Source organism: Ectopseudomonas khazarica, assembly GCF_017915135.1.
Classification (GTDB): domain Bacteria; phylum Pseudomonadota; class Gammaproteobacteria; order Pseudomonadales; family Pseudomonadaceae; genus Aquipseudomonas; species Aquipseudomonas khazarica.
In genome coordinates this window covers 3,538,859-3,561,212 of the sequence record NZ_CP068551.1, presented here as the reverse complement: position 1 = coordinate 3,561,212, position 22,354 = coordinate 3,538,859, and the positions used below count along the sequence as shown (strand labels likewise).

At 65.3% G+C, this 22,354-nt stretch carries 16 protein-coding genes; 6 read left to right on the top strand and 10 right to left on the bottom strand.

Annotated elements, in window-relative coordinates:
* The first annotated feature begins 1 nt into the window (after window position 1).
* The 5 genes from pepN to JLK41_RS16755 all read left to right on the top strand — a co-directional run bounded on the left by pepN (window position 2) and on the right by JLK41_RS16755 (window position 10,283).
* Window positions 2-2,659: an aminopeptidase N gene (gene pepN / locus JLK41_RS16775; RefSeq protein ID WP_210389410.1), complete on the top strand. Its 2,658-nt coding sequence runs from the start codon at window positions 2-4 to the stop codon at window positions 2,657-2,659.
* 483 nt (window positions 2,660-3,142) lie between these two features.
* On the top strand, window positions 3,143-5,176 hold the full coding sequence (locus tag JLK41_RS16770; protein ID WP_210389409.1) for a DUF1302 domain-containing protein: 2,034 nt from the start codon (window positions 3,143-3,145) through the stop codon (window positions 5,174-5,176).
* A gap of 67 nt (window positions 5,177-5,243) precedes the next feature.
* Window positions 5,244-6,614, top strand: a complete 1,371-nt coding sequence (locus tag JLK41_RS16765) for a DUF1329 domain-containing protein (protein ID WP_047586338.1) — start codon at window positions 5,244-5,246, stop codon at window positions 6,612-6,614.
* Between the two features lie 216 nt (window positions 6,615-6,830).
* Complete coding sequence (locus tag JLK41_RS16760) at window positions 6,831-7,910, top strand: WD40/YVTN/BNR-like repeat-containing protein (protein ID WP_210391248.1); 1,080 nt, start codon at window positions 6,831-6,833, stop codon at window positions 7,908-7,910.
* Window positions 7,911-7,928: 18 nt separating this feature from the next.
* A complete protein-coding gene (locus JLK41_RS16755) occupies window positions 7,929-10,283 on the top strand; it encodes an efflux RND transporter permease subunit (RefSeq protein ID WP_037056234.1) in 2,355 nt (784 codons plus the stop codon).
* Between the two features lie 362 nt (window positions 10,284-10,645).
* Here JLK41_RS16755 and JLK41_RS16750 read toward each other — a convergent pair whose 3' ends face one another.
* From JLK41_RS16750 to JLK41_RS16705, 10 genes are all read right to left on the bottom strand, one after another.
* Entirely contained in the window at window positions 10,646-11,593 is a 948-nt protein-coding gene (locus tag JLK41_RS16750) for an IS481 family transposase (protein ID WP_179553980.1), read from the bottom strand.
* An 83-nt stretch (window positions 11,594-11,676) separates the two neighbouring features.
* Window positions 11,677-13,317 (bottom strand): protein BatD, encoded by a 1,641-nt coding sequence (locus JLK41_RS16745; RefSeq protein WP_210389408.1) that lies wholly within the window; start codon window positions 13,315-13,317, stop codon window positions 11,677-11,679.
* Complete coding sequence (locus tag JLK41_RS16740; protein WP_210389407.1) at window positions 13,314-15,062, bottom strand: VWA domain-containing protein; 1,749 nt, start codon at window positions 15,060-15,062, stop codon at window positions 13,314-13,316. Before JLK41_RS16740 ends, JLK41_RS16745 begins: the two co-directional genes overlap by 4 nt.
* Window positions 15,059-16,057 (bottom strand): vWA domain-containing protein, encoded by a 999-nt coding sequence (locus tag JLK41_RS16735; RefSeq protein ID WP_210389406.1) that lies wholly within the window; start codon window positions 16,055-16,057, stop codon window positions 15,059-15,061. Before JLK41_RS16735 ends, JLK41_RS16740 begins: the two co-directional genes overlap by 4 nt.
* Window positions 16,050-16,544 carry a DUF4381 domain-containing protein gene (locus JLK41_RS16730; RefSeq protein ID WP_210389405.1) on the bottom strand — a complete coding sequence of 165 codons (495 nt, stop codon included), beginning with the start codon at window positions 16,542-16,544 and terminating at the stop codon, window positions 16,050-16,052. Before JLK41_RS16730 ends, JLK41_RS16735 begins: the two co-directional genes overlap by 8 nt.
* On the bottom strand, window positions 16,541-17,500 hold the full coding sequence (locus JLK41_RS16725) for a DUF58 domain-containing protein (RefSeq protein ID WP_037056219.1): 960 nt from the start codon (window positions 17,498-17,500) through the stop codon (window positions 16,541-16,543). The genes JLK41_RS16730 and JLK41_RS16725 overlap by 4 nt, the downstream gene beginning before the upstream one ends.
* Window positions 17,501-18,460, bottom strand: a complete 960-nt coding sequence (locus JLK41_RS16720) for an AAA family ATPase (protein WP_037056217.1) — start codon at window positions 18,458-18,460, stop codon at window positions 17,501-17,503.
* A gap of 194 nt (window positions 18,461-18,654) precedes the next feature.
* Complete coding sequence (locus tag JLK41_RS16715; protein ID WP_210389404.1) at window positions 18,655-19,584, bottom strand: 5-oxoprolinase subunit C family protein; 930 nt, start codon at window positions 19,582-19,584, stop codon at window positions 18,655-18,657.
* Window positions 19,581-20,294 carry a 5-oxoprolinase subunit B family protein gene (locus JLK41_RS16710; RefSeq protein ID WP_037056215.1) on the bottom strand — a complete coding sequence of 238 codons (714 nt, stop codon included), beginning with the start codon at window positions 20,292-20,294 and terminating at the stop codon, window positions 19,581-19,583. The genes JLK41_RS16715 and JLK41_RS16710 overlap by 4 nt, the downstream gene beginning before the upstream one ends.
* The gene (locus tag JLK41_RS16705; protein WP_210389403.1) at window positions 20,291-21,043 is read right to left on the bottom strand and encodes a 5-oxoprolinase subunit PxpA; all 753 of its coding nucleotides are present in this window, start codon (window positions 21,041-21,043) and stop codon (window positions 20,291-20,293) included. Before JLK41_RS16705 ends, JLK41_RS16710 begins: the two co-directional genes overlap by 4 nt.
* A 364-nt stretch (window positions 21,044-21,407) precedes the next feature.
* Here JLK41_RS16705 and JLK41_RS16700 point away from each other — a divergent pair, with 364 nt between their 5' ends.
* Window positions 21,408-22,349 carry a TRAP transporter substrate-binding protein gene (locus JLK41_RS16700; RefSeq protein WP_244976436.1) on the top strand — a complete coding sequence of 314 codons (942 nt, stop codon included), beginning with the start codon at window positions 21,408-21,410 and terminating at the stop codon, window positions 22,347-22,349.
* Window positions 22,350-22,354: the final 5 nt, after the last annotated feature.

The window sequence follows — 22,354 nt, the reverse complement described above, 5'->3', positions numbered from 1 at the left end:
CATGCGCACCGAACAATCCAAGACGATCTACCTCAAGGACTATCAGGTACCGGATTACCTGATCGACGAGACGCACCTGACCTTCGAGTTGTTCGAGGATCACAGCCTGGTGCATGCGCAGCTGGTCATGCGCCGCAACCCCGAGGCCGGTGCCGGCCTGCCGCCGCTGGTGCTCGATGGCCAGCAGCTGGAGCTGCTCGAGCTGAAACTGGATGATCGCGAGCTGGGCGAGGGTGACTACAGCCTGACCGCCAGCCACCTGACCCTGCAGCCGACCCAGGAACGCTTCGTGGTCGACAGCAGCGTGCGCATTCACCCGGAGAGCAACACCGCGCTGGAAGGCCTGTACAAGTCCGGCACGATGTTCTGCACCCAGTGCGAGGCCGAGGGTTTCCGCAAGATCACCTTCTACCTCGACCGTCCTGACGTGATGAGCAAGTTCACCACCACGGTCAGCGCCGAGCAGCATGCCTACCCGGTGCTGCTGTCCAACGGCAACCCGGTGGCCAGCGGCAGCGAAGAGGGCGGTCGCCACTGGGCGACCTGGGAAGACCCGTTCAAGAAACCGGCCTACCTGTTCGCCCTGGTCGCCGGCGACCTGTGGTGCGTCGAGGACAGCTTCACCACCATGAGCAGCCGCGAGGTGGCGCTGCGCATCTATGTCGAACCGGAGAACATCGACAAGGTGCAGCACGCCATGGACAGCCTCAAGCGCTCGATGAAGTGGGACGAGGAGGTCTACGGCCGCGAGTACGACCTGGACATCTTCATGATCGTCGCGGTCAACGACTTCAACATGGGCGCCATGGAGAACAAGGGCCTCAACATCTTCAACTCCAGCTGCGTGCTGGCCAAGGCCGAGACCGCCACCGATGCCGCGCACCAGCGCGTCGAGGCGGTGGTGGCGCACGAGTACTTCCACAACTGGTCGGGCAACCGCGTGACCTGCCGCGACTGGTTCCAGCTGTCGCTCAAGGAAGGTTTCACCGTGTTCCGCGACAGCGAGTTCTCCGCCGACACCCACTCGCGCACGGTCAAGCGCATCGAGGACGTGGCCTACCTGCGCACCCACCAGTTCGCCGAGGATGCCGGTCCCATGGCTCACCCGGTGCGCCCGGACGCGTACATGGAGATCTCCAACTTCTACACCCTGACCATCTACGAGAAGGGTTCGGAAGTTCTGCGCATGATCCACACCCTGCTTGGCCCCGAGCTGTTCCGCAAGGGCTCGGACCTGTACTTCGAACGCCATGATGGCCAGGCGGTGACCTGCGACGACTTCGTCAAGGCCATGGAAGATGCCAGTGGCATCGACCTGACCCAGTTCAAGCGCTGGTACACCCAGGCCGGTACGCCGCGCCTGCAGGTCAGCGAGGCTTATGATGCGTCCGCGCAGACCTACAGCCTGACCTTCCGTCAGAGCTGCCCGGCCACTCCGGGGCAGAGCGAGAAGCTGCCGTTCGTGATTCCGCTTGCGCTCGGCCTGCTCGACGCCCAGGGCAACGAGCTGCCGCTGCGTCTGCAGGGTGAGGCCACCGCCAGCGGTACTGGCCGCGTGCTGTCGATCACCGAAGCCGAGCAGACCTTCACCTTCGAGGGCATCGCCGAACAGCCACTGCCGTCGCTGCTGCGTGGCTTCAGTGCGCCGGTCAAGCTCAGCTTCCCCTACAGCCGCGACCAGCTGATGTTCCTCATGCAGCACGACAGCGACGGTTTCAATCGCTGGGAAGCCGGCCAGCAGTTGTCCGTGCAGGTGCTGCAGGAGCTGATCGGCCAGTACCAGCGCGGCGAAGAGCTGGCGCTCGATCAGCGCCTGGTGGAGGCGCTGCGTACATTGCTGCTGGACGAGTCGCTGGATCAGGCGATGGTCGCCGAGATGCTCTCGCTGCCTGGCGAGGCCTATCTCACCGAAATCAGTGACGTGGCCGATGTCGAGGCCATTCACGAGGCGCGCGAGTTCGCCCGCCTGCAGCTGGCCGATGCCCTGTACGCGCCGCTGCTGGCGCGCTACCAGGCCAACCGTGACGTCTCCAGGGCGACGCCCTACGTGGCCGAGGCGGCGCATTTTGCCCGGCGCAGCCTGCAGAACATCGCCCTGTCTTACCTGATGCTCAGCCAGCAGGCCGAGGTGCTGGCCGCCTGCGTCGAGCAGTTCGAGAACGCCGACAACATGACCGAGCGCCTGGCGGCGCTGGCGGTGCTGGTCAACTCGCCGTTCGAGGCCGAGCGTAGCAAGGCCCTGGCGATGTTCGCCGACTTCTTCAAGGACGATGCGCTGGTCATGGATCAGTGGTTCAGCGTGCAGGCCGGCAGCCCGCTGCCTGGTGGCCTTGAGCGCGTGCATGCGCTGATGCAGCACGAGGCCTTCACCCTGAAGAACCCGAACAAGGTGCGCGCCCTGATCGGTGCCTTCGCCAACCAGAACCTGATCAACTTTCACCAGGCCGATGGCTCGGGCTATCGCTTTCTCGCCGATCAGGTGATCACCCTCAACGCACTCAACCCACAGATCGCCTCGCGCCTGCTGGCGCCGCTGACCCGCTGGCGCAAGTACGCGCCTGCACGTCAGGCGCAGATGAAGGCCGAGCTGGAACGCATCCTGGCCAGCGGTGAGCTGTCCAGCGACGTTTACGAAGTGGTGAGCAAAAGCCTGGCCTAAGGCGGGTCGGCGTCAATAAAAGTGTTACCAGTCGATGGCTGGTAACACTTTTTTGTTACCCGTAGAAATATCCAGGTGCCGTGTTATTCGTGCGCACACTAAAGTTAGGGCTGCCTGGCTCTTGACATTGGGCTTGTCGCTCGTAGCCGAAAACCTCGCGGCCCCAGGGTTCGAGTGGCATAAAGCGTCGGATCGTAGGACAAAGTGCGCCAATTTCACGCTGAATAGCTGACGCACTGGTCAGTGGCTGATCAGTCACGAAAAGAAACCGCGCGAAGGCGCTGGCAAGCGGCTCTGCGCTGATACACCCGTTTGAATTGGCACCATGGTTGCAGTGTCGAGCAGGGTCTGACCGTGCGCAGCTGCGCGAAGGTCCCTGGAATACGCTGCACGAATAAAAAACAAGCCGTCGCCAGTACGGCATAACGCATCCCGCCAAATGGGATCGCCCAAAAGAATGATCTGTCCACGGAGTGAGTCTCGATGGAAATTAAGTCCCGCAAGCCCGTTCTACGTTTTGCCCCGGCCAAGGCCGGCTTTGCGTTCGCTGGCGTACTGCCTTTGCTGGTAGCCGCTCAGGCTCAGGCGGTGGAGTTCAGCTTCGCCGACAACGAGATCACCGGTTCCATCGATACCACCATCTCCTACGGCCAACTGTGGCGTGTCCAGGGGCAGGACAGGACCAACGACGACATCAACACCAACGACGGTAATCGCAGTTTCGATACCGGCCTGGTTTCCGAAGTGTTCAAGATCACCTCGGACCTCGAAGCGTCCTATCAGAACTACGGTGTGTTCATCCGTGGTACCGCGTTCTATGACACGCAGATCATGGACAAGCGCAACGACTACTACGATGCCAACTCCCCGGTTCAGCCGAGCCAGACCAATCCGCACGACAACACCTTCACCCGTGAGACCCGCCACAAGGCAGGTCGCGATGCGCAGATTCTCGACGCCTACGTATACGGGAACTGGGATGTGGGTGACATGCCGGTTTCCGGCCGCCTCGGTAAGCAGGTGTTCAACTGGGGCGAAGGCCTGTTCTATCGCGGTGGTATCAACACCACCAACCCGGTCGATGCCGCCAAGTTCCGCCTGCCTGGCTCCGAAGTGAAGGAAGTGCTGGTGCCCGTCGAGGCACTAAGCTTCAACCTCGGGCTGACCGACAATCTGTCGATGGAGGCCTTCTATCAGTGGAACTGGAAAGAAACCGCTATCGACCCGGTCGGTACCTATTTCTCCGAAACCGATTTGTTCGCGGATGGTGGTAACACCGCTTACTCGACCCAGACCGCTCTTGTGCCTCTGGCCGGACTCTATTCCGGTTTGAGTGGCGTTGGAGTAGGTGGCTTGCAGGGCGGTCGCACCGTTGATGCCAGCGGCAACATCAAGGTGGCGAGCATCGGTCCTGATATCAATGCCAAGAACGATGGTCAGTTCGGCGTCGCGTTCCGTTATATCGCTGAAGAACTGAACTCCACCGAGTTCGGTTTCTACTTCGTCAATTATCATGCGAAAGAGCCGACCATCTACGCAGATCTTGGTGATTACAGCGGGCTTGATCTCGGTGCAATTGCCGCACAGACACAAGGCGCACTGGCACCGCAGGTGCAACAGGCCGTTGCTGCCCAGGCTGGTGTGTCCGTTCCCACGCTGCAAGCTGTGTTGGCCAACCCTGCCCTTAATCCCGCGCTGGCCGCCGCCTATTCGAATGCACTGACCAGTGCGGTGACGAGTGCTACTGGTGGCCTGGCTACGATTGATGTGGCCAATCAGGTCAACGCTCGCCGTGAATATGCTGAGGACATCCGTATGTACGGCTTCAGCTTCAACACCACGGTCGGCAACGCGTCGGTGTTTGGCGAGTTGTCCTACCGCCCCAATCTGCCGATTGGTATTGCTGCGACCAACGACCTGCTCGGTGACCTGCTGACGCAGGCGCCTCAGCTTGCAGGCGGTAGCGTGGTCAACATTGGCGGTCAGCAGGTTCAACTGGGTGACCAGATCCACAACTCCACCCGTGTCGAGGCATTCAACACCTCGCTGGGCACCATCTACAACTTCGGCCCGACTCTCGGTTTCGACTCGCTGTTCGGCGTGGCCGAGCTGGCTTCCGAGCACCTGCGTGGCGACAGCCTGCAGTACAACTCCCGCAATGGCACGCGTTATTACGCAGGCCGCGGTAACGGCTCCTACATCTCCGGCTACGATCGCGACGATCAGGTCAACAAGAACGCCTACGGCTACACCCTGGTGCTCTCCGGTACCTGGAACGACGTCTACGCGGGCGTGAACCTGTCGCCGTTCGCCGTGTTCAAGCACGACTTCGAAGGCAACTCGCACCAGACCGGCAACTTCATCGAAGGTCGCAAGGCGTACACCGTCGGTATGCGCGCCAGCTACCTCAACAGCCTGGAAGCCGAGATCCAGTACACCGAGTTCTATGGCGCAGGCCAGAACAACGGTGCGCGTGATCGCGACAACATCGGTCTGAACGTCAAGTACTCCTTCTAATACCTATAACCAGAAAAACGCCGGGCGCCTGCGGGCGCCCGGCCAGACTCTTCACGGAGAATTACCCATGCTGAACAAGCACAGGCTGATGGCCGTAGCCGTTGCGCTGGCGTTTTCCGCCGGCTCTGCACTGGCTGCCGTTTCCCCGCAGGAAGCTGCCAAACTCGGCGATACCCTGACGCCCTTCGGTGCCGAGAAAGCCGGCAATGCCGCCGGCACCATCCCGGCCTGGACCGGTGGCATCACCAAGGCACCGGCCGGCTACACCCGCTCGGGCCAGCATCACGTCGACCCGTTCCCGGAAGACAAACCGCTGTTCACCATCACCGCGGCCAACCTGAGCCAATACGAGGCCAACCTGACGCCGGGTCAGATCGCCATGTTCAAGGCCTACCCGGAAACCTACCAGATGCCGGTCTACCAGACCCGTCGCTCCGGCTCGGCGCCGCAGTGGGTCTACGACAACACCATGAAGAACGCCACCAGCGCCAAGCTGGTCGACGGCGGCAACGGCTTCTCCGATGCCTATGGCGGCATCCCGTTCCCGATTCCGCAGAACGGCGTGGAAGCGCTGTGGAACCACATCGCCCGTTATCGTGGTACCTACATCGTGCGTCGTGCCTCGGAAGTGGCGGTACAGCGCAATGGCGCCTACTCGCTGGTCACCTCGCAGCAGGAGGCCATGTTCAAGTACTACATGCAGAACGGCTCCTTCGCCGACCTGAACAACATCATGTTCTACTACCTGTCCTTCACCACCAGCCCGGCGCGTCTGGCCGGTGGTGCGGTGCTGGTTCACGAGACCCTGGATCAGGTCAAGGAACCGCGCCAGGCCTGGGGTTACAACGCCGGTCAGCGTCGTGTGCGTCGTGCGCCGAACCTGGCGTACGACACGCCGATCGCTGCCGCCGATGGCCTGCGTACCGCCGACGATACCGACATGTTCAACGGTGCTCCGGATCGCTACGACTGGAAACTGGTGGGCAAGAAGGAAATCTACATCCCGTACAACAACTACAAGGTCACCAGCCCTGAGGTTAAGTACGAGGACCTGCTCAAGGTCGGTCACCTGAACCCGGCGCTGACCCGCAACGAACTGCACCGCGTCTGGGTGGTGGAAGGCACGCTGAAATCGGGCGCCCGTCACATCTACTCCAAGCGCACCCTGTTCCTCGACGAGGACAGCTGGCAGGCTGCAGTGGTCGATCAGTACGACGGTCGCGGTGAGCTGTGGCGCGTATCCATCGCCTACCTGAAGAACTACTACGACCTGCCGACCACCTGGTCTGCCCTGGACGTGTTCCACGATCTTCAGGCGCGTCGTTATCACGTGCAGAACCTGGACAACGAAGAGAACAACACCATCGACTTCAGCCAGGCCATTCCGGACGACGGTTACTTCAAGCCGGCTGCGCTGCGTCGTCGCGGCACGCGATAATAGTCGTGTAGCCTCGCGCCAAGGCCGCTACAGTAGTAGCGGCCTTTTTCGTATCAGCTTCGCGAATAGGCTTCTATAACGCGGGTTCTGCCTTAACAAAACATAACGTCGCGCTAATTGTCAGGGCTTTCCTAAGCTCGCTAGGATGGGCGGCCTGCTATTGAGAGCAGTACCGCCTATAACAAGAAAGGGGGAAGGTATATGAGTGAGCCCGTCATGCGGCGCACCCAGTCCGGTCTGACGCCCACTACGGCGCACAAATCGGCGCTTCGTGTCCATTCGCCGCTGGCTAAAGCGCTCTCGCTGTGCAGTGTGCTTTCCGTTCTGGCTTTCACTGCCGTGCCTGCATACGCCGAGACGTCGTCGACAGCGGAGGCCGGTTATGCCATCGAGTCCGCCAAGGCCGTACACAGCCTGCTACAGGACGTCGTCAACACTGGCGAACGCCTGGTAGCCGTCGGCGACCGTGGCCACATTCTCCATTCCGAAGACCAGGGACAGAGCTGGGAGCAGGCCAAGGTGCCGACCCGGCAGATGCTCACCTCGGTCTTCTTCGTCGATCCCAAGCACGGCTGGGCGGTCGGTCACGACGCGCAGATTCTCGTCACCGGCGACGGCGGTCTGACCTGGACCAAGCAGTTCGAAGACCTCGAGCGCGAGGCGCCGCTGCTGGATGTCTGGTTCAAGGACCTGCAGACCGGTTTCGCGGTGGGCGCCTACGGTGCGCTGCTGGAAACCAGCGACGGCGGCAAGACCTGGGAAGACGTCAGCGATCGCCTCGACAACGAGGATGCCTATCACCTCAATGCCATCACCGCAGTGAAGGATTCCGGCCTGTTCATCGTCGGTGAGCTGGGCCAGATGTTCCGTTCCGCCGACTGGGGGCAGACCTGGGAACGCATCGAAGAGCCGCCCTACGAGGGCTCGCTGTTCGGCGTGCTCGGTACCGACCAGAGTGGCACCTTGCTCGCCTACGGCCTGCGCGGCCACCTGTTCCGCTCCGCCGATTTCGGTGACAGCTGGCAGCAGATCTCGCTGCACACCCCCAACAATGGCCCGCTGGAGTTCGGCCTGGCCGACGGTACGCTGCTCCGCGACGGCAGCATCGTGGTCGTGGGCCACGGCGGCACCGTGCTGCGCAGTACCGACCACGGGCAGAGCTTCAGCCTGATGAATCGTCCCGACCGCCTTTCGCTGGCCGGGGTGACTGCACTGGATAACGGCAACCTGATCCTGGTGGGGCAGGGCGGCGTTCACCTCGCCGCTTCGACCGGCGCCGATCTGGGCCAACAATAACAAGCCGGGAGCCTTTGCATGACCAAGCATCAACAAAAGCCTGCTTCTTATCTCGAGCGGCTGATCTTCAACAATCGCCCGGCGGTGATCCTGATCTGCCTGCTGATCAGCATCTTCCTGTTCTACCAGGCTGCTCAGGTGCGCCCGCAGACCAGCTTCGAGAAGATGATTCCGCTGGGCCATCCGTACATCCAGAAGATGCTCGAACACCGTAACGACCTGGCCAACCTGGGCAACACGGTGCGCATCTCGGTGGAAGCCACCGAAGGCGACATCTTCAGCAAGGAGTACATGGAGACGCTGCGGCAGATCCATGACGAGGCCTTCTACATCCCCGGCGTCGACCGTTCCGGCCTCAAGTCGCTGTGGAGCCCCAGCGTGCGCTGGACCGAAGTGACCGAGGAAGGCTTCGCCGGCGGCGAAGTGATTCCGCAGACCTACGACGGTTCCGCCGACAGCCTCGAGGAGTTGCGCAGCAACATCCTCAAGTCGGGGCAGATCGGTCGCCTGGTGGCGAACAACTTCAAGTCCAGCATCGTCGACATTCCTCTGCTCGAGTCCTATCCGGACCCGGCCGACCAGAGCAAGCTGATCAAGCTGGACTACCAGAAGTTCTCCCACGAGCTGGAAGAGAAGATTCGCGACAAGTACCAGGCGCAGAACCCCAATGTGCAGGTGCACATCATCGGTTTCGCCAAGAAGGTCGGTGACCTGATCGACGGCCTGGTCGGCGTGGCGCTGTTCTTTGCTGTCGCCATCGGCATCACCTTCGTTCTGCTGCTGTGGTTCACCCACTGCTTCAAGAGCACGCTGGCGGTGGTCATCACCACTCTGGTGGCGGTGATCTGGCAGCTTGGCCTGCTGCACACGCTGGGCTTCGGTCTGGACCCATACTCGATGCTGGTGCCGTTCCTGGTGTTCGCCATCGGTATCTCGCACGGGGTGCAGAAGATCAACGGCATCGCCATGGCCTCCGGCGAGGCGACCGATGCGCTGTCCGCAGCGCGCATGGCCTTCCGTCAGCTGTTCATCCCCGGGCTGGTCGCGCTGCTCTCCGATGCCGTCGGCTTCGTGACCCTGCTGCTGATCGATATCGGCGTGATCCGCGAGCTGGCCATCGGTGCGTCCATGGGCGTGGCGGTGATCATCCTGACCAACCTGATCCTGCTGCCGGTGGTGATCTCCTACATCGGCATCGGCAACCGTGCCGTGAAGAAGAGCCGCGAGGAAGCCGCCAAGGACCATCCGCTGTGGCGCGCCATCTCCAATTTCGCGCACCCGATGGTGGCGCCGATTTCCGTGGTGATTGCCGTGGTGGCCCTGGCCGGTGGCGTCTGGTACGGGCAGAACCTGAAGATCGGTGACCTCGACCAGGGCGCGCCGGAGCTGCATCCGGATTCGCGCTACAACCTGGACAACGACTTCGTCATCCGCAACTACTCGACCAGCTCCGACGTGCTGGTGGTGATGATCAAGACCGCGACCGAGCGTTGCTCCACCTACGAAGCGCTGTCCGCCATGGACGAGCTGATGTGGAAGATGGAGAACACCCAGGGCGTGCAGTCGGCCATCTCCATGGTCACCGTGTCCAAGCAGGTGATCAAGGGCATGAACGAGGGCAACCTGAAATGGGAAACTCTGTCGCGTAACCAGGATGTGCTGAACAACTCCATCGCACGTGCCGAAGGCCTGTACAACGCCGACTGTTCGGTGGCGCCGGTACTGGTGTTCCTCGAGGACCACAAGGCCGAGACGCTGTCGCGGGTCATGGCTGCCGCCGAGGCGTTCTCCGCAGAGCACAGCACCGATGACCTGCAGGTCGTGCTGGCCGCCGGTAACGCCGGTATCGAGGCCGCCACCAACGAGGTGATCGCGGCTTCCGAGACCACCATGCTGATCGCGGTCTACGCGGCTGTGAGCATCATGTGCCTGCTGACCTTCCGCTCCCTGGCGGCGACGCTGTGCGTGATCCTGCCGCTGGTACTGACCTCGGTGCTGGGCAACGCGCTGATGGCCTTCATGGGCATCGGCGTGAAGGTCGCGACCCTGCCGGTGATCGCGCTGGGCGTCGGTATCGGTGTGGATTACGGTATCTACATCTACAGCCGCCTGGAGACCTACCTGCGTCAGGGCATGACGCTGCAGGAGGCCTACTACGAGACGCTCAAGTCGACGGGTAAGGCGGTGCTGTTCACCGGCGTCTGCCTGGCCATCGGCGTGGCCACCTGGATCTTCTCGGCGATCAAGTTCCAGGCCGACATGGGCCTGATGCTGACCTTCATGTTCCTCTGGAACATGATCGGCGCGATCTGGCTGCTGCCGGCGCTGGCGCGTTTCCTGATCAACCCGGAGAAGCTGCGCGGCAAGGCCTGATGCCTGTAGCGCAGGACGAGAACCGCGGCCCCAGGGCCGCGGTTTTTTTATGCGTGTTGCATGAGGGGCGATATGGGCGCGGGTAGGGGGCTTGGCTGGTGCCTGGGATCGCCCGCAAGCGGGCTCCTACGGAGTGGGTGGGCGGCAATGTGCGGGCCGCGCTCGGTTCCTGGGGCGTTGGCAGGTTGCGAATCGCCTTGCACGGTTCATCGCCTTGCCACTGCTGGCCGGTCTCGCTGTGCGGCGTGCCGTCGGGTGCATCGGGTGCGTCCGTCAGCGGTACGTAGTGCGCCGCCATGTCAGGGTTTACGCGAGGGATCGCCCGCAAGCGGGCTCCTACGTAGTGTGTGCGGCTGCGTTTGCTAGGTGTGTAAACCCAGCACGTTGTTCAGTGGAAGCGGCGCTCTGCTGATCGGGGGCAGGTATCCGAGGCTGGCGTGCAGTCGGTGCCAGTTGTAGTGATGCAGCCAGGGCAGCAGGTGCGCTGCTCGCTGCTGTGAAGTGTCGTAGCTACGGGCATAGGCCCATTCACGCAGGCTCGTTTGGATGAAGCGCTCGGCCTTGCCGTTGGTACGTGGCGTATAGGGCTTGGTGCGGATGTGTTTCAGCCCGAGCCGAGCACACAACCGTTGAAACGCCCGGGACCGATAGCAGGCGCCGTTGTCTGTCATGACGCGCCGAAAGCAGATGTTCAGCCCGCGGTAGTAGCGCAGTGCTTGCAGCAAGGCCCGGCAGGCGCTGCTGCCGCGCTCATCCGGATGCAGGCTGGTGAACGCCAGTCGGGACGCATCGTCGATAGCCACGTGCATGAACTCCCAGCCGGCGCCGTCGGAGCACTGCTGACGGTCGCCAGTGACTCGATGTCCGGGTTTCCAGAAGCGGCCAAGCTTCTTGATGTCCAGGTGCAGGAGATCACCAGGATTGGCGTATTCATAACGCACCACCACAGGCGCGGGTTCCAGCTCAGCCAGCCGATGAAAGCCGGCCTGCTTGAGACGGCGGGCCACGGTACTGACGGCCAGGCCGAGTATCTGGGCGATCTGCCGGTAAGTCTTGCGAGAGCGACGTAGCTCGATCAGTTTTTCGACCAGGGCGACTGCCGTGGCATGGGGGCATGAGTGCGGACGTGATGAACGATCCATCAGGCCGATCTCACCTTCCTCACGAAAGCGTTTGAGCCACTTGTAGGCTGTACGCACACTGACGCCAGCGGCTTGTGCCGCATCTTCGACTCGTAGGCCGTTGAGCATGCGCTGCACGAGAAGGGCTCGACCTCGCGGGGTAAGACGGGCATGTTTATGCAGGTTCATCCGGGGCTCCTGGAAGGCTGTGTTGGTCGCACTTCCAGAATTCCGGGAATGCCCCGGATGAACAACCTACTGAGAGATCACAGCTAGCGCGGATACAGCGGCGGCAACGCGCTGCTGTCCTGCGGGGCGGCGCTCGGTTCCTGCGCTGCCGGCAGGTTGCGAATCGCCTTCCACAGCTCATCGCCTTGCCACTGCTGGCCGGTCTCGCTGTACAGCGCGCCGTTGAGGCCATCGAGCGCGTCCGACAGCGGCACGTAACGCGCCGCCATGTCGGCCAGGGTTTCCGGTTGCTGTCGCGCCCAGGCATCGAGCGCATAACGGGTGGCCTGGGCATCGCCCGCCTGGCAGGCGCGCTTGAGGTCGTCGAGCAGCGTGCGCGGGCTGGGGCCAGCCTGTGCGGCCCGCTGGATGGCCGGTTGGCGTCGGGCGCGCCACCACAGGGCGAAGCCGAGCAGGGTGCTCAGGCCGAGCAGCGCGCAGGCCAGTTGCCAGGGCCACAGCTCGGGCACCTCCTGTGGCTGTGCGACGGGCAGGTTCACCGTGGGGCTGTCCTCGCCCTGCAGCTGAGGGTTCTCGGCCACCTGCAGGGTGCGTGCCGGCAGCGTCGTCCGCTCCAGGCTGTCGCTCTGCGTGTTCCACCACACCACTTCCAGCGCCGGTAGGGCGATGTCGCCGCTGCGGCTCGGCACCAGGGCCTCGCGTTCCTCGCGCGTGCCGACCACGCCGCTCTCGCTCTTCTGGTCGCTCAGTTGCGGCTGGTCCGGGTAGCGGCGCAGGCCTTCGACCTGGGTAGCCGGCAGCGGCGGCAGCTGGGCGCTGGACAGGCCATCGACCTTGAGGATCAGGCGGCGGGTCAGCGAGTCGCCGACCTGGCTCTGTTCCGGCTGCGGGTTCCAGGTTTCCGCCAGGCCCAGCGCCCGTGCCGGCAGCCAGGGTGCATCGGCGGGATAGTCCGCCGGCTTGGCCTTGACCCGCAGGGGGATGTCCGGCGACTTGACCCGCGAGACCTTGCCCGCACGCGGGCCGAAGGGCAGGAAGTCATCGTTGCTCGAGCGGTCGACCAGGGTGGCGCTGAAGGTCTGCCCCGGAATCACCAGTTCGCCGCTGCGCTGCGGGTAGATGGCGTACTGCAGTTCGATCACGCCGTGGCGCACGCCACCGATGCGCTTCTCGTAGGTGCGCGGCTCGCCCAGCTGTTCCACGCGCGCGTCCTGCATCTGCAGCGGCGTCAGGGTGCTGTCGTCGTACATGGACACCGAATGGTAGATGCGCAGCGTCAGCACGGCCTGTGCCTGCACGTAGACGCTGTCCTGGTCGAGGCTGGCATCGATGTACACCGGGGCCAGCTTGGCGCTGCCGCTGGCGTCGCTGACCGCATCGACGGTGAGGGTGATGGGCAGGGTCTCGGCGTCTTCCAGGCGGATGGGCGGAATCACCACTTCGCCGCTGCGCCGGGGTTGCAGGGTGAGGATCCAGCGGGTGCTGGCGCGGGGCGTGTCGCCGATGCTGCTCAGGCGATTGACCTGGCGGCTGCCGAGGACTTCGAAGTTCTCGTCCAGCGGGCTGAAGTCGGGCCGTCCGAAACGGGTCGGGTCGGTCGATTCGAGGGTCAGCACGACGGTTTCCCCCTCGCTCAGGCGCGTGCGGTCGACGCTGGCGAAGAAGGCATCGGCGCAGGCCTGGCCGCTTACCAGTAGAAGAAGCAGGAAGAGGAAGCGCTTCATCGGCTTGAGTCCTGACGCTGTTGCTGTTCATACCAGAATTTGCGCCGCAGCAGTTCGGCCGGGTCGTCCGGGATCTGCCGCAACCATTGTTCCAGGGCCTGGCGACGTTCTGCGGCGTCGCCCAGATCGCCCTCGGTGACGGCGCCCTGGCCCGGCTCGCTCGGCTCCGCCGGAGCGCCCGTATCCGGCTGCGTGCCACCTGCGCCTGTATCCTGGGCATCGCCGTCGCTGCCACTGTCATCGCGGCTGCCGGATTGGCCGGGCTGCGCAGGCTGGCCGTCGGCGGGCTGAGCGCTTGCGTCCTCGTGCGGTTCGCCGGTGTCGCCCGAGGCGTCGTCCTGTTGCTGCGCAGACGCATCGCCGCCGTTCTGCTGCTGATCCTGGCGCTGGCGCAGCGCTTCTTCCACCAGCGCCTTGTTCTGTTGTGCTGCGGTCAGTTCCGGCTGGCGCTCCAGGGCCTGTTCATAGGCATCCAGCGCCGCTTCCAGTTCGCCGGACTTGGCCAGCGCGTTGCCGCGATTGTAGTGATCGGCGGCCGTGTCGCCCTGGGCGAAGCGCTCGGCGGCACCGGCGTAGTCCTCGGCCTGGTACAGCGCGTTGCCTTGCCACTGCGGGTCGACGAAACGCTCCGCGGCCTCGGCCGGGCGCTGCGCCTGCAGCAGGCGCTGGCCTTGCTGGTCAGGGCGCAGCCACAGGTCGTCCAGTTCGAAGGCCTGGCTGCTCTGCGGCGGCAGCATCAGCAGCAGCGGCAGGCAGAACAGCCAGCCGCGACGCCCCGCGCAGGCCGCGAGCAACAGCAACGGCAGCAGCAGCCAGTAGCCCTGGTCGACATGGCTGTCGAGCTGCGTGGGCTCCTGTGCCGCCCGCAGTGCCTGGGGGGCGTCGAACAGGCCGAGGCTCCTGAGGTCGTCGTCATCCACCCGTATCTGGGCGTAGCGGCCGCCGTTGCTCTCCGCCGTTTCGCGCAGGCTGCGTGCATCCAGGCGGGGCACCAGGATGGCGCCGCGCTGATCCTTGAGGAAGCTGCCGTCTTCCTGCACCACCGGTGCGCCTTCGCGGCTGCCGACGCCAAGGATCAGCAGCGGCACCGCACGTTTTTCCAGGGCCTGGCGAATGCCGCTGCGCTCCTGCTCATCCAGTGCGCTGCCGATCAGCAGGATGCGACCCTGGCCGAGCTGCGCCTGATCGAGCATCTGCAGGGCGCGCACCACCGCCAGGTCGGCACGGCGGCCGGGTTCGGGCATCAGCGACGGTTTGAGCGCCTCGAGCAGGTTGCGGCTGGTGGCCAGGTCATCGGACAGTGGCACCAGGCTGTGTGCGCTACCGGCGTAGACGATGATCGCCGTCTGCGCATCGCGCCGCGCCTCGAGCAGGTCGAGCAGCTTGCGCCGTGCCTGTTCCAGGCGATTGGGGTGGCCATCGCTGGCGAGCATCTGCGGGGTCAGCTCGAGCACCACCAGCAGCGGATCGGCCGGTTTCTGGTTGCTCTGCTCGACCCGCTGCCAGCTGGGCCCCAGCAGTGCGCCGATGGCCAGCAACCAGGCCAGGCCCAGGGTTACCCAGGGCAGGCGGCTGGAGCGGCCATCACCGCCCTTGAGCAGCACCTGATGAAAGGCGGCGGGAAGCAGCAGCTGCCAGCGGCCGCTGGCCCGTTCACGGTGCCACAGGCGCCACAGCAGCCAGGCCAGCAGGGGCAGCGGCAGCAGCCACAGCGGGCGCAGCCATTCCGGCCACAGCGCCATCATGCGCGCCTCCGCAGCCGGTCGGGCCACAGCACCTGGCCGACCAGCAGCAGCGAGCCCAGCAGCGCCAGCGCCAGTGGCCAGGCGTACAGCGCCAGGGCAGGGCGGGCGAGAGTCGGTTGCTGGGCCACGGGCTCCAGGCGGTCGAGGCTGAGTTCGATCTGCTCCAGCTCGGCCTGGCTGCGTGCGCGGAAGTATTCGCCACCGGTGGCATCGACGATCGCGCGCAGGGTCGGTTCGTCCAGTTCGAGGCCACTGTTGAAGCCCAGCGCGCCAGCCAGGCCGCCTTGCTGAGGGTCGGCGCCGATGCCGATGGCATAGATGCGCACGCCTTCATCGGCGGCCAGTTGCGCGGCCACCAGCGGCTCGATGCTGCCGCCGTTGTTGGCTCCGTCGGTGATCAGCACCAATACGCGGCTCTGCGCCGGGCGCTGGCGCAGGCGCTTGACCGCCAGGCCGATGGCGTCGCCGATGGCGGTGTTCTTGCCGGCGATGCCGATCAGCGATTCTTCCAGCCAGGTGCGCACGGTGGTGCGGTCGAAGGTCAGCGGTGCCTGCAGGTAGGCCTGGCTGCCAAAGAGGATCAGGCCGACGCGGTCACCACGGCGGCCATCGATGAAATCACCGAGCAGGCGCTTGACCAGCTCCAGGCGGCTGATCGGCTCGTCGTCCCATTGCATGTCGGCGTAATCCATCGAGCCGGACACATCCACCGCCAGCAGCAGGTCGCGGCCGCTGGCCGGCAACGGCAAGGGCTCGCCGACCCACTGCGGGCGCGCCGCCGCGCACAGCAGCAGGCACCAGAGCAGCACCAGCGGGGCCTGCTGGCGCCAGCTGGGCAGGGCGGCGCGGGCGCGGCGGCCGCTCAGGGCCTGCAGTTCGTCGAGGAAGCTGACGCGCAGCGCCGCATCGCCGCTGTCGGCGGCTGGCAACAGCAGGCGCAGCAGCCAGGGCAGCGGCGCCAGGAGGAAGACCCACGGCCAGGCGAACTCAAACATGTTTGCGAATCCACACGGCAATGGCCTGGTCGAGCTCGGCGATGGCCTTGTCGCTCAGCGTGCACTGCGGCTTGTAGCTGCCTTCGACCAGAATCATCCAGCGCGTCAGGCCGGCGGCCGGGCAGCGGTTGTCGAGGAACGCCAGCCAGGCGCGACTGCTCAGCACGTGGCTGCCGCTGTCCGGATAGCGTTCGCGGCACAGTCGCTTGAGCAGGGCGTTGAGCTGTTGCAGCCAGGGGCCGGCCGGCGCTGCGTCGTAGGGTTTGCTCAGCCGCGCCAGTTCGTCCAGCGCGGCCTGGCGCAGCGGGTCCAGGTCGCTCTCGAGCTGCGCCCTGGGCTGACGCTGGCGCCAGCGCCGAAGCAGCTGCCAGAGCCCCCAGCCGAGCAGCGGCAGCAGGGCTGCCAGCAGCCACCAGCCTGGTGCGGGCGGCCACCAGGGCACGGGCGCCGGTTCGATCAGCGGCTGCAACTGGTCGATGGGGTTCATAGGGTTTTTCTCGGGTGCAGCGCGCCGAGCTGCTCCTGCAGCTGTTCGATCAGCTCGAACTGCGTGCTGAGCGGCAGCAGCGGTACGCCGAGCTTTTGCGCCAGGCGCTGCCAGCGTGCTTCACGCGCCTGGGCCTGGGCACGATAGGCCTGGCGCAGGTCGCCGTTGTGGCTGTCGACTTCCAGCTGCATGCCGCCCTGGGTGAAGCGCAGCAGGCCGGCAGCCGGCAGGGCATGATCCAGCGGGTCCGACATCGGCAGCAGGAGCAGGTCGGTATGCCGGGCGAGCAGGCTGAGTTGCTGCTCGGCGTTATCGCTCAGGGCGCGCTCGTCGCACAGCACGATCACCAGGCTGCCGGGACGCAGCACTTCGCGGGCACGGCGCAGGGCCAGGCCGAAGTTGTCACGGGCGAGGTTGGCCTGGCTCTCGGGGCCCAGCGCCTGGTTGGCGCGGGCCAGCAGGTTGAGCAATTGCAGCAGGCTCTGCTTGCTGCGCCTTGGCTTGACTTCATGGTGCTCGTCGTCGGCGAAGACCAGGCCGCCGATGCGGTCATTGTGACCGAGCGCGGCCCAGCCGATCAGCGCGGCCGCACGGGCGGCGAGCACCGACTTGAAGCACTGCCCGGAGCCGAAGAACAGGCGCTGGCTCTGTTCGGCGATGATGAAGATCGGCCGCTCGCGTTCTTCGTGGAACAGCTTGGTATGCGGTTCCTGGGTGCGCGCGGTGACGCGCCAGTCGATGGTGCGCACATCGTCGCCGGGCTGGTAGACGCGCACCTGGTCGAAGTCCACGCCGCGTCCGCGCAGCCGCGAATGGTGCAGGCCGGTGAGCGGGCTGCGCCGTGCGGGGGTGGAGAACAGCGGCACCTCATGCGCCTTGTGGCGCATCTCGATCAGCTCGCCGAGATCGACCTGGATGCCCGCCTGCAGCTTGTGGCTTGCAGCTTGCGGCTGCATCTATGCCACCGCCACCACGTCGAGGATGCGCTGGATCACGCGGTCCTGGTCGACGCCCGAGGCTTCGGCCTCGAACGACAGGATGATGCGGTGGCGCAGCACGTCGAACAGCACCGCCTGGATGTCTTCCGGGCTGACGAAATCACGCCCGGCCAGCCAGGCGTGGGCGCGTGCGCAGCGGTCGAGGGCGATGGAGCCGCGCGGGCTGGCGCCGTAGGCGATCCAGTCGGCCAGCTCGGCGTCGAACTTGGCCGGGGTGCGGCTGGCCATGACCAGTTGCACCAGGTATTCCTCCACGGCATCGGCCATGTACAGGCCGAGGATTTCCTTGCGTGCGGAGAATATCGCCTGCTGGCTGACCCGGTGCTCCGGCTTGGCCTCACCGTTGAGGGCGTCGCCGCGTGCCTGGGCGAGGATCTTGCGCTCGACCGCCGCGTCGGGAAAACCGATCTTCACGTGCATCAGAAAACGGTCGAGCTGCGCTTCGGGCAACGGATAGGTGCCCTCCTGTTCGATCGGGTTCTGCGTGGCCATGACCAGGAACAGCGGCGACAGGTCGTAGGTGCTGCGTCCCACCGACACCTGGCGCTCGGCCATCGCCTCGAGCAGCGCCGACTGCACCTTGGCCGGTGCCCGGTTGATCTCGTCGGCCAGCACCAGGTTGTGGAAGATCGGCCCCTGCTGGAACACGAAGCTGCCGGTCTCCGGACGATAGATCTCGGTGCCGGTGATATCGGCCGGGAGCAGGTCAGGGGTGAACTGGATGCGGTGGAACTCGCCTTCGATGCCTTCGGCCAGTTCCTTGATCGCCTTGGTCTTGGCCAGGCCCGGTGCGCCCTCGACCAGCAGGTGACCGTCGGCGAGCAGGGCGATCAGCAGGCGCTCGATGAGCTTCTCCTGGCCGAGGATCTGGGTGGAGAGAAATTGGCGTAACGCGACCAGCGCTTCACGGTGTTCCATCGTCGGGCTCTTCTGGCGGATGGGCAAGGCGCACTGCGACCTCGCGTGCAGACCGCCGACTTTAATGCATTTGCGCCTTCAGCCGCTATGCATGGCGCGGGTGATGAACCGCCTGGTGAAAGAAATGAGCGACGCATCGCCAGGCGCCAGGGCAGTCCATCACAGCGCGTGCTGGATTGCCCGGGCGCGGCCGCTCATTGCCACTGCGCGAGCAGTCGACGCTGGCTGCGCTGTGCGCTGTCCTGGGTGGTCGGTTGCAGCCACAGGCTCTGCCCCGGCAGGCATTGCGCCAGGCGCGCCACCGCCTGGGGTGTCAGCGCGCCGAGGCGTGGATAGCCGCCGATGGTCTGGCGGTCATTGAGCAGGATGATCGGCTGGCCGTCCGGGGGTACCTGCACGGCGCCCAGCGGAATACCTTCGGAGATCATCGAGCCGCGCTGGCATTGCAGTTGCGGACCGTTGAGGCGAATGCCCATGCGATCGGCACGCTGGTCGATCAGCCACTCGCTGTTGAAGGCGTCGAACAGGCTCTGGCCACGGAAGTCACCGATCTGCGCGCCGAGCACCACCTGCAGCCGGGGGGCATCCTCGTAGACGGGGATGCACACCGCGGGCATCTGCCGGGCAGCGGCTGCTTCCGTGTCCCAGGTGAGCGCATCACCCACGGCCAGCGGGCGGCCGTCGCCGTGCAGGCCGCCGAGCCCCTCGCGGCGCATGCTCGCGCAGCTGCCCAGTACCAGGGGCGCCTTGAACCCGCCGGGCGCAGCCAGGTAGGCCCGTGCGCCCTGGCGCGGCGTGGCGAAGCTCAGGCGCTGCCCCTGGCGCACGCGGAAACTGCGCCAGGGCAGCAAGGCCTGGTCATCGAGACGCGCGCCGAGATCCGCGCCGGTCAGCGCCAGGGTCGCATCGCGGGTGCATTCGAACTCGAGGTTGCCGAGGGTGATCTCCACCACGGCTGCCGTGAGCGGGTTGCCCAGCAGCCAGTTGGCCCAGCGGTGGGCGATCCAGTCCAGTGCGCCGCTCTGGGTCACGCCAAGGTGGCGTACGCCGAAGCGCCCAGCATCCTGCAACTGAATGAAAGGGCTGCTGCGCAGCACGCGCAGGCCATTGCCGATCGCGCTCATTGGCTGGCCTCCAGCGGACTGTCGTCACCGCCCAGGCGAATGAATTCGGCACGTTCGACAGCGACGAAGCGCACGCGGTCACCGGGTTGCAGCAGGCTGTAGCCCTCGATGTCGCTGCCGAACAGGCGAGTCGGGGTACGCCCGATCAGGTTCCAGCCGCCGGGGGAGACCACCGGGTAGGCGGCGGTCTGGCGCTCGGCGATGCCGACGCTGCCCGCAGCGATACGCTGGCGGGGCGTGCTCAGGCGCGGTGCGGCGAGGATTTCCTCGACCAGCCCCATGAAGGCGAAGCCCGGTGCGAAACCCAGGGCGAACACCTGGTAGGCATGGCCGCTGTGACGAGCGATCACCTCGGCTTCGCTGAGACCGCTGCGGCGTGCCAGCAGCTGCAGTTCCGGGCCGACGCTGCGGTCGTACCAGGTCGGCAGCTGGTGCTCACGGCCGTTCTGCACGTCGGCAGGCTGCAGGCCATCGAGTGCCTCGGCGACCTTGGCGCGCGCCTGGGCGCTGTCGAGCTGGCACAGGTCATAGTGCAGCAGCAGCGTGGTGTAGGAGGGCACCAGGTCCAGCAGGGCGTCGCCGAAGGCGGCCTGCAGGCGCGTGCGTGCCGCCAGCATCCAGGGCATGTTGGCTTCGTCGATGTGATCGAACAGGCGCAGGATCAGGCTGTCGATGCCGGCGACTTCCAGTCGCACACTGGGCGCCTTCATGCCTGGGCCAGATGGTCGAAGGCCTGGCGGATACGCTTGACCGCCGCGACCGAGCTGGCGTTGTCGCCATGCACGCACAGGGTCTGCGCGACCAGCGGCAGGGCACTGCCATCGCTGGCCTGCAGCGCCTCGCCACGTGCCAGGGTCACGGCCTGGGCGACTATCACTTCGCTGTCGTGATGCACTGCGCCGGGCAGGCTGCGGCTCACCAGGTAGCCGGCGGCGTCGTAGGCGCGATCGGCGAAGGCCTCGAACCACAGGGTCAGGCCGAACTCGTCGCCCAGTGCCTGGGCGGCAGCGTTGTCGCGGGTGCACATCAGCATCAGCGGTAGCTGGCGATCGTACTTGGCCACGGCGCTCATCACCGCGCGCAGGGTGGCGGGCTTGCGCATCATGTCCTGGTACAGCGCGCCATGCGGTTTGACGTAGCTGACGCGGCTGCCCTGGCTGCGGCAGAGGCCTTCCAGCGCACCGATCTGATAGAGCATCAGGTCTTCGACTTCCTGGGGCGTGCAGTCCATCGAGCGGCGGCCGAAGCCGACCAGGTCCTGGTAGGCGGTATGTGCGCCGATGCGTACGTCGTGGGCCACGGCAAGGGCCACGGTCTTGCGCATCACGCTGGGGTCGGAGGCGTGGAAGCCGCAGGCGATGTTGGCGCAGTCGATATAGGGCATGACCTCGGCGTCCAGGCCCATGGTCCAGGCGCCGAAGCTTTCGCCGATGTCGCAGTTCAGAAGCAGGCTGTTCAAGGGAGCATCCTAATCATGGCTTGTCGATTCCAGCAGCGTTGAGCTGTACTGGCTGATGGCTGCATTTTTTCCGTTGCCACGGAACAGCGTCCAACTAATAAAAACATCCGCCGGAGATAGGAAAAGCTGATGGTGGCGGGTATCGGATTTTTCGATCGCGAGGCGCTGGTTTTTCCCGTTGGACAGGGCGCGTCGCGTGGGTCGACAGTGCGTCGGGTGAACGCTCCCTGGCGCCGTTCTGGCGCATCCCCGGTGCCCCGCACCGGGGCCTCTTGCGTTTCCTTCGACCCGACACGAACGGGGGACCCCGATGAAGACCGCTCCCTGCATGTCCGCGCTCTGCGCGTTGCTCGTCGTTCTACCCATGAAAGTATCCGCGCAAGGTGCCGCGTCCTGGTCGATGTCGGTGGAGCAACCGGCTGGCAATTTCATCAGCCGCGTGGCCGTCGATTTTGCCAGGAATGTGCGCCAGACCACCAAGGGGCAGCTGAACATTCGCGTGCATCCCGGTTCTGCCCTGTACAGCCGGCCGCAGGTGAAGGGCGCCGTGAGCCGCGGTGACATTCAGCTCGGCGATGTGTTCATGTCCGCGCTGGGTGCCGAGGACCCGCTCTACGAACTGGACAGCCTGCCGTTTCTCGCCACCGATTACGAGCAGGCGCGCCGGCTCTGGGCCGTCAGCCGCGGGGCGGTCGAGCAGCGCCTGCTGGCCGATGGTGTGCGCCTGCTGTATGCGGTGCCCTGGCCGGCGCAGAGCCTGTTCAGCACGCGCCCGCTGCGCCAGCCGGGCGATATCCGCGACCTGAGCTTTCGCAGCTACAACCCAACCATCTCGCGCCTGGCGCAACTGCTCGAGGCCCGGCCCACGACCATCGACACCGAGGACGTGCCGCAGGCGTTCCGCGACGGCCAGGTCGATATCATGCTCACCTCCAGCGCCACGGGGGTGGACCTGCGCGCCTGGGACTTCACCTCGCACTTCTATGACGTGCGCGCCTTCATCCCGAAGAACATCGTGATCGTCAACGAGCGTGCCTTCCAGCGCTTGCCCGAGGCGCAGCGTCAGGCCCTGCTGCATGCGGCCGAGCGCGCCGAGCGGGCAGGCTGGGAGCTGTCCTGGGCACTGACCGAGTACCAGACGCGGATGCTCGCGCGACATGGCATGCAGGTGGTTCGCGACATCGATCCGACCCTGCAGCAGGGGCTGGTCGAGGTGGGGCAGCGGCTGACCGAGGAGTGGCTGGCGCGTGCCGGCGACACGCGGGCAGGGATCATCCACGAATATCGGCAAGAGCAGGCGCGCTGAACCAC

Bases quoted from the DNA above. Each gene is read 5' to 3' on its own strand.
- JLK41_RS16700 (WP_244976436.1), top strand. From the start codon at position 21,408: ATGAAAGTATCCGCGCAAGGTGCCGCGTCCTGGTCGATGTCGGTGGAG.
- JLK41_RS16765 (WP_047586338.1), top strand. From the start codon at position 5,244: ATGCTGAACAAGCACAGGCTGATGGCCGTAGCCGTTGCGCTGGCGTTT.
- JLK41_RS16735 (WP_210389406.1), bottom strand. From the start codon at position 16,057: ATGTTTGAGTTCGCCTGGCCGTGGGTCTTCCTCCTGGCGCCGCTGCCC.
- JLK41_RS16750 (WP_179553980.1), bottom strand. From the start codon at position 11,593: ATGAACCTGCATAAACATGCCCGTCTTACCCCGCGAGGTCGAGCCCTT.
- JLK41_RS16725 (WP_037056219.1), bottom strand. From the start codon at position 17,500: ATGCAGCCGCAAGCTGCAAGCCACAAGCTGCAGGCGGGCATCCAGGTC.
- JLK41_RS16715 (WP_210389404.1), bottom strand. From the start codon at position 19,584: ATGAGCGCGATCGGCAATGGCCTGCGCGTGCTGCGCAGCAGCCCTTTC.
- JLK41_RS16755 (WP_037056234.1), top strand. From the start codon at position 7,929: ATGACCAAGCATCAACAAAAGCCTGCTTCTTATCTCGAGCGGCTGATC.
- JLK41_RS16710 (WP_037056215.1), bottom strand. From the start codon at position 20,294: ATGAAGGCGCCCAGTGTGCGACTGGAAGTCGCCGGCATCGACAGCCTG.
- pepN (WP_210389410.1), top strand. From the start codon at position 2: ATGCGCACCGAACAATCCAAGACGATCTACCTCAAGGACTATCAGGTA.
- JLK41_RS16720 (WP_037056217.1), bottom strand. From the start codon at position 18,460: ATGGAACACCGTGAAGCGCTGGTCGCGTTACGCCAATTTCTCTCCACC.
- JLK41_RS16730 (WP_210389405.1), bottom strand. From the start codon at position 16,544: ATGAACCCCATCGACCAGTTGCAGCCGCTGATCGAACCGGCGCCCGTG.
- JLK41_RS16745 (WP_210389408.1), bottom strand. From the start codon at position 13,317: ATGAAGCGCTTCCTCTTCCTGCTTCTTCTACTGGTAAGCGGCCAGGCC.
- JLK41_RS16770 (WP_210389409.1), top strand. From the start codon at position 3,143: ATGGAAATTAAGTCCCGCAAGCCCGTTCTACGTTTTGCCCCGGCCAAG.
- JLK41_RS16740 (WP_210389407.1), bottom strand. From the start codon at position 15,062: ATGATGGCGCTGTGGCCGGAATGGCTGCGCCCGCTGTGGCTGCTGCCG.
- JLK41_RS16760 (WP_210391248.1), top strand. From the start codon at position 6,831: ATGCGGCGCACCCAGTCCGGTCTGACGCCCACTACGGCGCACAAATCG.